Source organism: Polaribacter sp. R77954 (assembly GCF_044595335.1).
Lineage (GTDB): Bacteria > Bacteroidota > Bacteroidia > Flavobacteriales > Flavobacteriaceae > Polaribacter.
Map to the genome: position 1 here is coordinate 2,027,348 of NZ_CP138992.1, position 12,020 is coordinate 2,039,367.

Annotated in this window: 11 protein-coding genes and 1 tRNA gene; 10 read left to right on the forward strand and 2 right to left on the reverse strand. The window is 29.2% G+C overall.

Translation table 11 applies throughout. The features are described 5' to 3' along the window. The first annotated feature begins 200 nt into the window (after nt 1-200). The 10 genes from SJY27_RS08730 to SJY27_RS08775 all read left to right on the forward strand — a co-directional run bounded on the left by SJY27_RS08730 (nt 201) and on the right by SJY27_RS08775 (nt 9,688). A complete protein-coding gene (locus SJY27_RS08730) occupies nt 201-797 on the forward strand; it encodes a restriction endonuclease (RefSeq protein ID WP_397447875.1) in 597 nt (198 codons plus the stop codon). A gap of 237 nt (nt 798-1,034) precedes the next feature. Next, the gene (locus tag SJY27_RS08735) at nt 1,035-2,339 is read left to right on the forward strand and encodes a hypothetical protein (RefSeq protein WP_397447876.1); all 1,305 of its coding nucleotides are present in this window, start codon (nt 1,035-1,037) and stop codon (nt 2,337-2,339) included. A 109-nt stretch (nt 2,340-2,448) separates the two neighbouring features. After that, nucleotides 2,449-2,886, forward strand: coding sequence for a hypothetical protein (locus tag SJY27_RS08740; protein ID WP_397447877.1), 438 nt, complete (start codon nt 2,449-2,451; stop codon nt 2,884-2,886). Between the two features lie 237 nt (nt 2,887-3,123). Next, nucleotides 3,124-4,536, forward strand: a complete 1,413-nt coding sequence (locus tag SJY27_RS08745; protein WP_397447878.1) for a hypothetical protein — start codon at nt 3,124-3,126, stop codon at nt 4,534-4,536. Continuing rightward, nucleotides 4,502-4,927 (forward strand): hypothetical protein, encoded by a 426-nt coding sequence (locus SJY27_RS08750; RefSeq protein WP_397447879.1) that lies wholly within the window; start codon nt 4,502-4,504, stop codon nt 4,925-4,927. Before SJY27_RS08745 ends, SJY27_RS08750 begins: the two co-directional genes overlap by 35 nt. A gap of 207 nt (nt 4,928-5,134) precedes the next feature. Next, nucleotides 5,135-5,593 carry a helix-turn-helix domain-containing protein gene (locus SJY27_RS08755; protein ID WP_397447880.1) on the forward strand — a complete coding sequence of 153 codons (459 nt, stop codon included), beginning with the start codon at nt 5,135-5,137 and terminating at the stop codon, nt 5,591-5,593. Further along, nucleotides 5,539-6,387, forward strand: coding sequence for an IS3 family transposase (locus SJY27_RS08760; protein ID WP_397447911.1), 849 nt, complete (start codon nt 5,539-5,541; stop codon nt 6,385-6,387). Before SJY27_RS08755 ends, SJY27_RS08760 begins: the two co-directional genes overlap by 55 nt. 567 nt (nt 6,388-6,954) lie before the next feature. After that, nucleotides 6,955-8,310 carry a TrkH family potassium uptake protein gene (locus SJY27_RS08765; RefSeq protein ID WP_397447881.1) on the forward strand — a complete coding sequence of 452 codons (1,356 nt, stop codon included), beginning with the start codon at nt 6,955-6,957 and terminating at the stop codon, nt 8,308-8,310. A 212-nt stretch (nt 8,311-8,522) separates the two neighbouring features. Beyond that, a complete protein-coding gene (locus SJY27_RS08770; protein ID WP_397447882.1) occupies nt 8,523-8,981 on the forward strand; it encodes a helix-turn-helix domain-containing protein in 459 nt (152 codons plus the stop codon). Next, a complete protein-coding gene (locus SJY27_RS08775) occupies nt 8,927-9,688 on the forward strand; it encodes an IS3 family transposase (protein WP_397447912.1) in 762 nt (253 codons plus the stop codon). The genes SJY27_RS08770 and SJY27_RS08775 overlap by 55 nt, the downstream gene beginning before the upstream one ends. A gap of 39 nt (nt 9,689-9,727) precedes the next feature. Here the strand turns inward: SJY27_RS08775 and SJY27_RS08780 are convergent, their stop codons facing one another. Both SJY27_RS08780 and SJY27_RS08785 read right to left on the reverse strand, forming a co-directional pair. Further along, on the reverse strand, nt 9,728-10,864 hold the full coding sequence (locus SJY27_RS08780; protein ID WP_397447883.1) for an IS110 family transposase: 1,137 nt from the start codon (nt 10,862-10,864) through the stop codon (nt 9,728-9,730). A gap of 998 nt (nt 10,865-11,862) precedes the next feature. Then, nucleotides 11,863-11,935 (reverse strand) — tRNA-Met (locus SJY27_RS08785). Between the last annotated feature and the right edge of the window lie 85 nt (nt 11,936-12,020).

The following is a 12,020-nucleotide window of genomic DNA, read 5'->3' on the forward strand; positions in this document are numbered from 1 at the left end:
TGGGTGCAATTTTAAGAAACATCAGTAATAAAATGAAAATACAGTCTATAACCGAAGAAAAGTTCAATTCTTACAGTTTTGAAAAAAACCCAATATCTACATTGTTTGGAACCGAAAAAAAGTGGTTTGAGGACAAATAAAATAATCTAATTGCAACAATAATAAAAGACAAAATCGACAGCGATTGGGCTTATGTTATTATGGCATTGGATAGCGATGGAGAATATCGAGCAATTGAAGTTGAAGCTTCGATGGACAGTAAAGAAATTGCCGAATCAAGAATAAACTCAAAATTATCTGAACTAATAAAAAGCGGAGAATTTAGAGAAGAATTATATTCTGATGATGATACAAGTACTGAAAAATCAAGTTTAATAATAACTGACATTAACGATGAAGTAAAAAGGTATTTAAAAAAGCATCCCGAAAAACTACACGACTTAACACCAAGACGATTTGAAGAATTGGTAGCAAGTATTCTTGAAGATATGGGACTTGATGTTCAATTAACACAAGCGACTAGAGATGGTGGAACTGATATAATTGCGGAATTTAAAAATGCAATAACCAGTTTTTTAATATTAGTCGAGTGCAAAAAATATTCACCTGAAAATAAAGTTGGTGTTGGAATAATTAGAGAAGTTGCTGGAGTTCATAGTTTCAAACAACCTTCTAAAAGTATAATTGTTACTACAAGTACATTTACAAAACCTGCTAAAGATGCAGCATCTATTCTGAAAGAACAAATAGACTTAAAAGACTATTTCAATCTGAAAGAATGGCTGAATAAATATTAAAAAACTGCACCCAACACCGTATAAAAATAATTGCGGTTTAGTGCTTAATCAAAGTTCGTTGCGTGTTTGTAACGTCTGATTTTCCTTCGGAAAATCCTCGCATACAAACCCGCAACTATTCTTATACATAAACGTTGTGGTTTATATTCGCCAATTTACTGGCTAAATTGAAAACTAAAAAAATTTACAGCTTGTTTATTAACAAAAATTGAATATTAATCTTTAAATTTAACCAATATGAAAACAGAAAAAATCAATCTAACTAAATTACTTAAAATCGGAATTCTATTCTTTGGAATTTCTTTGTTGCTATGGAATTGTGAAAAAGATGAAGTGCTTATTGAAAACACTGCATCAATTAATCTTGAAAAAGCAAAATCTATTTACAAAACGAAATTTAATCAAAAAGAATTTTCTAACCTAAAGAAAGAACCTTTATGGGATAAAGCTAAAATTCTGTATAATAATGATAGAAAATATATAGAAATTTCTTTTCGAATAGTAAAACAAAAAGAATTAGATAAAAGTACCTCTATGTCTAATGATAGATTATTAGCTTTTATAAGTCCTGACAACAAACTAACTGTAAGTATTGTTCATTATTTTGCACAAGACATTAAAAAGAGTATCCCAGACTTTCAAAATTTATCGTATTTCAATATTGGAAATTTTAATGGTTTTGTAACACTTTACGATTTAGATAAAAATCTTATCTCTTTAAATAAATTTAGCAATGGTATAAAATCAAACAAGCAGTATACTATTTATGAAAAGAAGAAAAATGATGATAATGTATTTTACAGAATGCCAACTGATTGCGAAATGCATACAGAAACTATTGTAACAGAATCTTGTTGGTTTTGGTATTACCACGAAACCAACACAACAGAAATTATTAGCTGTACTTATGATTATAATACTATTAGCTATCAAGTATGTGATACAAATGGCGAAGGTGGTGGTGGAAGTGCTGGTGAGACCAGAATTGTTGAAGAAGAAATTGTTGAAATATTAGATGAAGAGTTAGAAGGTAAAGCAAAGTGTGTATTTGAAAAATTAAAAAATGTAAGTAGTGGGTATAAAAATATGATTAAAAATTTTGATGGTGAATTCCCTGTAAGTCATTTAAGGCTAAGAAACAGTAGTTCATTACCTAATAACATAAATGCAAAAACTTATCCCCCATCAAATTATGTTATAACAATAGATATAAATGAAAATAATTTAAATCGTCCAAATTTATCCATTGCTAGAACATTTATTCATGAAACTATTCATGCAGAAATGTTTAGAAAAATTATGTCCATACTTGATAATGGTGGTGACTTAAATGGTTTAACTAAAAGTGAATGGACTCAAAAACTATCTCAAGGTGACTATCCAGGCATTTTTTATTATTATAGTAAATATGGTGTTAATGGCATGCAGCATCAGCAAATGGCGTCACACTATATATCAACAATTAGTAATTATTTAGAACAGTTTGAACCTGGTTGGTTTATCACCAGACGTATATACTTCTCTTGCATGGACTGGGCTTAAAAACACGGTAGCTTGGAAAGATTTAAAATCTGACACGTTAAATATAAATAATACCATTCGAAACTTTAACTCTCAAGGGAGTGAAATTTGTAATTAAATTCTCAAAAAAATGAAAAAAATAATTTGCTTAATTATAATTTTAAATAGTTTAATCTCTTTCAGTCAAAAAAAAAGTGAAATATATGTGAAAATTGACAAAGTAAAGGGTAAAAATCTTTATGCTTTAAAGAAAACAAGTCAAAATTTACAAATCAAAATTATATTTTTTGAAAAAAGAAATAATGGTTTTAAAAAAAATACTAAAAAAAATAATGATGATGAATTAATAATTTTAGAGCCAATACCAAACGAATATTATTATGAATTTAAATCTATTGGAGAACCTGTTAAAGTATCTAACATAAATAAATTAAATTATTACAATGTTGAAGATATTAGTAAGCATAAAATTTGGAATAAAACTCCACCACATTCACTAATATTTATTGAAAAATTAAACGATTGTAATTATAATTTATGGAAAATGTATCCAATAATGAAAGAATAAAATACAAACCACAACCACGTATATAAAAAATAGCAGTTAAGTGTAAGCTTCAATGTTTTTACTTTTCTGCTATTTTAATTTATTAACTGGAAGTTAATAGCATTTTATTCTACTACTTTTCATATACAATAACGTTGTGGTTTATATTCGCCAATTTACTGGCTGAATTGACAACTAAAAAAATTTACGGCTTGTTTATTAACAAAAATTGAATATTAATCTTTAAATTTAACCAATATGAAAACAGAAAAAATCAATCTAACCAAATTACTTAAAATCGGAATTCTATTCTTTGGGATTTCTTTGTTGCTATGGAATTGTGAAAAAGATGAAGTGCTTATTGAAAACACTGCATCAATTAATCTTGAAAAAGTAAAATCTATTTACAAAACGGAATTTAATCAAAAAGAATTTTCTAACCTAAAGAAAAAACCTTTATGGGATGAAGCTAAAATTCTGTATAATAATGATAAAGAATATATAGAAATTCCTTTTCGAATAGTAAAACAAAAAGAATTGGATAAAAGTACCTCTATGTCTAATGATAGATTATTAGCTTTTATAAGTCCTGACAACAAATTAACTGTAAGTATTGTTCATTATTTTGCACAAGACATTAAAAAGAATATCCCTGACTTTCAAAATTTATCTTATTTCAATATTGGAAATTTTAATGGTTTTATAACGCTTTATGATTTAGATAAAAATCTTATCTCTTTAGATAAGTTTAATAATGGTATAAAATCAAGCAAACAGTATACCATTTATGAAAAGAAGAAAAATGATGATAATGTATTTTATAGAATGCCAACTGATTGCGAAATGCATACAGAAACTATTGTAACAGAATCTTGTTGGTTTTGGTATTACCACGAAACCAATACCACAGAAATTATTAGCTGTACTTATGATTATAATACTATTAGCTATCAAGTATGTGATACAAATGGCGAAGGTGGTGGTGGAAGTTCTGGTGAGACTAGAATTGTAGAAGAAGAAATTATTAGTATAGATAACCAACTAGAAGGTAAAGCAAAATGTATCTACGAAAAAATGGTTGATAATAAAGGAAATATAAATTGGATATTAGAAAATTTTAATGATAGTAACAAACCTTCACAATTTAATCTCATACTTCAAATGTCTGATTCTTTAGGAAACCTTACTAATGGTACAACATCTACACCTTTTCAAAATGGCACTAATAATACATTTATAATTAGTATTAATAGTAATCGTTCAGAAAATATAAATACTGCACTTACTAATGCAAGAACTCTTATACACGAATCAATACATGCAAGATTATGGGAATTTGCTTATCGTAATGGGGGTACTGTAAGTCAAAGTGATTTCCCAGGTGTTTATGACTATATGAGAGTCCATGGTAAAAATTGGAATCATGAACAAATGGCTGCTTTTTACAGAGAAACTATTGCTAAAGGATTAAAGCATTTTGATAACGGGCAACATACTGATTCTTATTATAATGCATTGGCTTGGGAAGGACTTTCCGAAATTAAAGACCCGAATAATAATCATCAACTTATATATACTCAAGCTTGGCAAAAACTAACAACATCAGAACAACAACAAATATTACAAACTATAACGTATGAAAAAGCAAATGGAAATAAAGAATGTCAATAAAAATACTTTTTTGTTATTTTTTTTAATGACGACTTCTTTAGCTTTAAGCCAAAGCACAAAATATATTTTATTTGATAAGACTAAAGACAGTATTATTAATGTTGATAAAATTAAGTACTATAAAATAGACAAAAATCTGTTTAATATTGATAGATATAATGCAATAGACACTATAGTTGATAAAAAAATTAGATCTATAAAATTTACATCTGTTAACAATCTATGGAGAAGTGGAAAACAAATACACGATTCAATCATAAAAGAAGGAATTAAAATAAAAAAACTAAAAGTTATTGAAACCTATAATGAGATATTTGATTATATATATGTGGTTGAAAAAGTCAAGAATTGTAAATATAAAAGGACTAGAGTTTGGTGGATAGATTATTAAAATACAAACCACAACCACGTATATAAAAAATAGCAGTTAAACGCCAACTTAAAAGTTTGTGCTTTTCTGCTATTTTCATTTATAAATTGAAAATAATAGCATTTTTATTCTGCTACTTTTTATATACAAAACCGTTGGCAAAAATTATGACCATGTACTTTCCTGAAATGGGTTGACTAAAAATTAAACACTTAATTATAGTCACTTATGAAAAAACAAAATGAACACTGGCAGAAAAAAAAGTACCAAAAAGTAACTTTAGAGACCAAACTATTCGTCGTTGACCAAATTCAAAATGGTCAGATTTCTACAAACTTTGCTTCAAAAAAATATGAGGTTCCTAGAACAACTATATCTTATTGGATCAAAAAATACAGTACTTTAGTCCAACAAAATACTGGTATGAGTAAATTAGATGAAATTAAAAAACTAAAGGAAAGTATTGAAGAATTGGAGTTTGTAAAGGAATTTCAACAAGATATTATTGCTGATATGGAAATCATTACTGGAGTCGATTTGGCAAAAAAGTCGTTACCCAAAATATTAGCAAAAGAGATAGAACTAAAAAAGAAAAACCTTTTAAAGTCAAGTGGTTCTATGAATATTTTGGGATTAGTAAACAAGCCTATTACAAAAGACTTAAAACACAAGAAAACAAGCAAATAAACCATCAGAAAATTATTGTAATGGTACAGGATTATCGTAATTTAGTAGGTATGAGAACTGGTGGTATTAAGCTCTATAAAGAACTAAAACAAGACTTTATTAACCAGAACATCAAAATAGGTCGAGACAAGTTTTATGATGTGTTAAGACTACACAACCTACTGGTTCCTAAACTTAAAAACTATGTAACAACTACAAACTCAAACCATCAATTTAGAAAGTATAAAAACCGAATTCTAAACCAAGTACCTTCTAGACCTGAACAACTGTGGGTTAGCGATATAACCTACACTAAAACGGAAAATGGACACAATTACTTAGCCATTGTAACAGATGCATATTCTAAACAAATTATGGGATACAAACTCGATAATCATATGAGGACATCACTTTGTAAAGATGCACTTGCTATGGCTATTAAAAATAGGAAATACCCGAATGAAAAACTGATTCATCATTCTGATAGAGGGTTTCAATATTGTAATCCTAAATACACTGCATTTGCTGAAGAAAATGGAATAATTATGAGTATGACTGAACAATATGATCCATACGAAAATGCAATTGCGGAAAGAATTAATAGAACTTTAAAATATGAATATGGGCTAAGAAATCTGATGAAAAATAAATCTATTGCTCAAGAAACTGCAAAACAAGCCGTTTTTATTTACAATAATTTAAGAACACTTTTTAGCCTAGACTTAAGAAAACCTGCTGAAGTACATTTAAATCCGAATATCAAATACAAATCATACAGAAAAAATAATGTAAATTTGACTGAACTTAAAATTTAAGAACAGACATAGTTCAAACTATTTTTTGCCTTCTAAACGGCTAAAAAAATAATTTGAACGGTATAAATTAAACCTAAAAAAAAGGTCAACCTATTTCAGGATAATACAAGGAAAATCTAAACGCAGGAAAAAATGCTGAACAGTCTCACGCGAATTTTGAAAAAGTCAAATCAGGGCGAAAATTTTACGCGGGAATTTTCTCTACTTTGGAATTCTTGAAGTTATGTAAAAAAATTAATTTAGGAAAAATTTCGTGCGAATTAAAAATCAAAACGGAACCTAAACGTAAGAATTAACTCTGAAAAAGGAATTTAACAGAAATAATAAATAAAAAAAGCTCAAAAAAGGAAATTAAAAATAGGAAAAAAAATGAAAACGGAATCTGAACTTACTTACTCAAACGTATCACAACAAAACATAACACCGTGTAAAATTTATTGCTTTTTCTGGTTTTTCTTACGAAAAACCTCGGAAACGCTAAAGTTTTAGTTTAATAAACTATTTTTTTCGCTAAATTTACGCAACAAATAATACACATAAACGTTGTATGCCATTTGAACAAAGACAATGACAGATAAAAAAAACATAATCGAAAAATTCTTGACTTGGTACAAGAAATTCCAAATCAGCAAGTCCCCACAAATGAATTTAGTTTGGGGGTTTTTTCTGTATACGCTAGTTGGATTTGGACTACTAAGCATTCCTTTGTTTCATAGAACAAGTGTCGGTTTTCTTGACAATCTGTTTATTTCTACCTCTGCCATTTCCACTACAGGACTTGTAACAGTAAGTGTTTACGATTCATATAATTTTTTCGGACAACTTATTGTAATGGGTTTATTTCAAGTTGGTGGAATAGGATATATGACTCTGACTACTTATTACCTGCTATTTACAACCAAAAACATAACACATTGGCACAATAAAATAATCGGGGCAGAATTCACACTACCAAAGACCATTAAAATCAAAGACTTCATTAAAAGTGTAATTGTTTTTACTGCTGTAATGGAAGTATTGGGTGCAATTTGCTTCTTTATCGCTTTTAAACAAGAAGGGATGGAGACAATAAAAGCTATTTGGTTTTCCATATTTCACAGCGTTTCAGCATTCTGTACAGCAGGATTTGGTCTATTTAATGACAGTTTTGAAGGCTACAGCGACAATGGTTTTCTCAATACTATTATTTCAGTTCTCGCAATTGCGGGTTCACTTGGCTTCATTGTTATAACTGATTTCTGGTACCGATTCAAACGAAAGTCGAAACGCCTATCATTTACTACTAAGATAGTAACCTATGGGTTTGTTCTACTTTTATTTATAGGTACAACACTTGTTTATTTCGCAGAACCTAGTGTACAGAATTCAAATTCCAGAATGGCTGAATCATTCTTTCAAGCAATGACTGCAATGACAACAGTTGGCTTTAACACTATTCCAACAGGTGGACTAAGTTTGCCTATTTTATTATGCGTTACATTTCTGATGTATATAGGTGCTTCGCCTTCAGGAACAGCAGGTGGAATGAAAATAACAACCCTGACTGCAATGATTTCAGTTCTTAAAAGTAGGTTAGCTGGGCAAAAACGTATCTCGTTTTTAGGAAGGATTATTCCATTTGAGCGACTTTATGTTGCAACCTCTACATTCATTCTTTACACCAGCGTAATATTTCTATTCTCTTTCTTGTTGTCGTTTACTGAAAATTTTGATTTCGAAAAAATTCTCTTTGAAGTTGCCTCTGCTCTTGGGACTGTTGGACTAAGTACGGGGATTACAGGAGAATTATCATCAATTGGAAAAGTAATGGTCATTGTCCTAATGTTTGTAGGTCGTGTAGGAGTATTGACTTTTGGTTTTGCCCTTTTGGAGAGAAAGAACAAGGATAGTAATGAACCAATTGAAGATGACTTGGCGGTCTAAAAGAATAAAAACGGCATACAACAATATATATAAAAAATAGGCGAAACAGTAATATAATCAAAGCTTCTGGCTCTTATCAAACATTGTGCTTAACCGAAATTTTGGTGCTTCAAATCGCCTACTTTTCATATACTAGACGTTGTAGCACATTTGCGAAATGTACTTTCCTGAAATGGGTTGACTAAAAATTAAACACTTAATTATAGTCACTTATGAAAAACCAAAAACAACACTGGCAGAAAAAAAAGTACCAAAAAGTAACTTTAGAGACCAAACTATTCGTCGTTGACCAAATTCAAAATGGTCAGATTTCTACAAACTTTGCTTCAAAAAAATATGAGGTTCCTAGAACAACTATATCTTATTGGATCAAAAAATACAGTACTTTAGTCCAACAAAATACTGGTATGAGTAAATTAGATGAAATTAAAAAACTAAAGGAAAGTATTGAAGAATTGGAGTTTGTAAAGGAATTTCAACAAGATATTATTGCTGATATGGAAATCATTACTGGAGTCGATTTGGCAAAAAAGTCGTTACCCAAAATATTAGCAAAAGAGATAGAACTAAAAAAGAAAAACCTTTTAAAGTCAAGTGGTTCTATGAATATTTTGGGATTAGTAAACAAGCCTATTACAAAAGACTTAAAACACAAGAAAACAAGCAAATAAACCATCAGAAAATTATTGTAATGGTACAGGATTATCGTAAATTAGTAGGTATGAGAACTGGTGGTATTAAGCTCTATAAAGAACTAAAACAAGACTTTATTAACCAAAACATCAAAATAGGTCGAGACAAGTTTTATGATGTGTTAAGACTACACAACCTATTGGTTCCTAAACTTAAAAACTATGTAACAACTACAAACTCAAACCATCAATTTAGAAAGTATAAAAACCGAACTCTAAACCAAGTACCTTCTAGACCTGAACAACTGTGGGTTAGCGATATAACCTACACTAAAACGGAAAATGGACACAATTACTTAGCCATTGTAACAGATGCATATTCTAAACAAATTATGGGATACAAACTCGATAATCATATGAGGACATCACTTTGTAAAGATGCACTTGCTATGGCTATTAAAAATAGAAAATACCCGAATGAAAAACTGATTCATCATTCTGATAGAGGGTTCCAGTACTGCAATCCTAAATACACTCAATTCGTTGAAAAAAATGGAATTATAATGAGCATGACTGAACAATACGACCCGTATGAAAATGCTGTCGCTGAACGAATTAACAGAACACTTAAATATGAATATGGATTAAAACAAAACATTAAAAACACTGAATTAGCTCAAAAAATGACTCAACAAGCTGTCTATATTTACAACAATTTGAGAACTCATTTTAGGTACTATCTTTAATTCCTAATTTTATTCTATTAATTTTTCATTATTTTTGTTTTAACAGAGAGGAAACACACTGTGATCATTCACTGGAAGTTTACCTTGTGTAGCCTCAATTTTATTGGGGCTACTTTTTATGCCTTTTTCAAAGGCAAACAGAGAGTAAAGCTCCTGCTCCTCTTCTTGGAATTTCACCTTATAGTTTGGATCATATGCTTCGTTTTTGTTCCATAAATAATAAATCATTGTTAATAGCTTTTTCTGAACAGCAACATAGCTTTTCATCTTAATTCCGTGCTTTTTATAAGTTCTATCATATAAATCTTTAAATTGTTGTACTTCACATTGAATAACAACTAAAGAAGGCATATACAAGGCTCGTCGGATTCTGGAATTTCCCCTTTTCGATATTTTTGTCTTTCCAACTCTAGTTCCAGATTGTGCTTCAACCACATCAAAACCTGCATAAGAGACTACTTGTTTGTAATTATTGAATAGTGTAAATCCATTCGTTTCTGCAAGAATTACCGAAGTTGTTAAAATACCTAAACCTTTGATAGTGCAAATATTTTCAACTTTTTCTAAAACTTCTTTATCTGACGTTATATGTTCTAAAATCGCTTTATCTAATTCTTTAATTTGTGATTCAAACAAACTAATATTTTCTTTTAATTGTGCTGTAACAGAAGCTAGCTGATGCATTGCGTGACTTAAAGCATCCAATTGATTTTTAATAATTGTTTTTAATTCCGTGAGATTTTGACGTTGTCTTGTTAATAAACGCAATTCATAGAAAAAAACACCCATAGGTTCCCAAGCTTCTAAACATTGTTCAGCCCCCATTTGTGATAATCCTTTGGCATCAATAGAATCGTTTTTAGATTTTAAACCCAAACAGTCTAAATATTTTTTTGCCTTATTTGGCAAAATAATAGAAACTGTAAATCCTTTTTCATACAAAAAATAAGCACAGTTTTCGTGATAAATACCTGTAGCTTCCATACATATTACTAATGGAATCGAATCTTTTTGATGTTTTAAAATCCAAGTTACTAAATCCTCAAATCCCTTTTTTGTGTTTAAAATCTTTTTGCTAGATTTTACAATTACTCTTTGACTTTGATCGATAACACTTATGAAAGCATCTATCTTTTTACTCGAAACATCTAAACCTACTGAATACTTTAAATTCATCTTTTAATATTTTAGGATAAACAAAAAATTACAAGAGTCTTCGCTCATTTTTTATGCAACATCTAATTTGTAAAACTAGTGCTTAAGTACTATTGAAACTTAAATGTAATTAAAACCAAGTAGATTAGCCTAAAGTCCACAATATCATCAACAGATGTATTTCGCCCAGATACAATTTTGCTACTTGGTCTTGTTTATCAATTTCTAATTCTAAAGATAGAAAATTTAGATATCTTTGAATATAACAAAGATATGAGCCCTGATTTAAGAAAACCTGCTGAAGTACATTTAAATCCAAATATCAAATATAAATCATATAGAAAAAATAATGTAAATTTGACTGAACTTAAAATTTAAGAACAAAACTAGTTTAAATTATTTTTTGCCTTCTAAACGGCTAAAAAAATAATTTGAACGGTATAAATTAAACCTAAAAAAAGGTCAACCTATATCAGGATAATACATTTCTTTAGATACTGGTTTATCAAAAAAAGAAGTTAGCACTATCATTTATAAATTAAAATACAATTCAGTTCAAAATTTTTAAAAAAAATTGAGAGATTAGGGTCTATACTAGATTAACACGACTCTTTCTTGAAAAGAAATTCAATATTTTTTTGGGTACTGGGGTAGAGCGTTTTATAATTTGAATATTGAAAGTCTAATTTTTTTACAACAGTCTTTGACCTTTTAGAATATAACAGTAATAAATTTTAGGCTTTATATGTTCTTCCATTTCTTTAGCCTGAAACCTTACATTAGAAATATAAAGGACAATTACCAAACTTTAACAATAGCTTAAATAAAACTCTAATTTTATTGGTTGACAAGTTGTCAAGTACTCTACTTTTAAAAAAAATACAAATAACCTATGAAAACCCAAGAAAACAATAGAAATCAAGAAAGCTAAAAAAAGAGTGGTAAAAATATATTCGGGAATTATTCGGGAATAAAAAAAGTCAATCATTTGATATACAATTGATTGACTTATAATTTCGTAGCGGGAACTGGACTCGAACCAGTGACCTTCGGGTTATGAGCCCGACGAGCTACCTACTGCTCTATCCCGCGATTTTGACTGCAAATATACAACACAAAGTAAGTATTATCCAAACTTTATTTTAAATATTTTTTAATCACCTAAATTCTAACAAAC

What these genes read in the sequence shown, in the direction of transcription:
- SJY27_RS08750 (WP_397447879.1), top strand. Translation starts at nt 4,502, where the DNA reads ATGAAAAAGCAAATGGAAATAAAGAATGTCAATAAAAATACTTTTTTG.
- SJY27_RS08770 (WP_397447882.1), top strand. Translation starts at nt 8,523, where the DNA reads ATGAAAAACCAAAAACAACACTGGCAGAAAAAAAAGTACCAAAAAGTA.
- SJY27_RS08780 (WP_397447883.1), bottom strand. Translation starts at nt 10,864, where the DNA reads ATGAATTTAAAGTATTCAGTAGGTTTAGATGTTTCGAGTAAAAAGATA.
- SJY27_RS08735 (WP_397447876.1), top strand. Translation starts at nt 1,035, where the DNA reads ATGAAAACAGAAAAAATCAATCTAACTAAATTACTTAAAATCGGAATT.
- SJY27_RS08730 (WP_397447875.1), top strand. Translation starts at nt 201, where the DNA reads ATGGCATTGGATAGCGATGGAGAATATCGAGCAATTGAAGTTGAAGCT.
- SJY27_RS08745 (WP_397447878.1), top strand. Translation starts at nt 3,124, where the DNA reads ATGAAAACAGAAAAAATCAATCTAACCAAATTACTTAAAATCGGAATT.
- SJY27_RS08765 (WP_397447881.1), top strand. Translation starts at nt 6,955, where the DNA reads ATGACAGATAAAAAAAACATAATCGAAAAATTCTTGACTTGGTACAAG.
- SJY27_RS08740 (WP_397447877.1), top strand. Translation starts at nt 2,449, where the DNA reads ATGAAAAAAATAATTTGCTTAATTATAATTTTAAATAGTTTAATCTCT.
- SJY27_RS08755 (WP_397447880.1), top strand. Translation starts at nt 5,135, where the DNA reads ATGAAAAAACAAAATGAACACTGGCAGAAAAAAAAGTACCAAAAAGTA.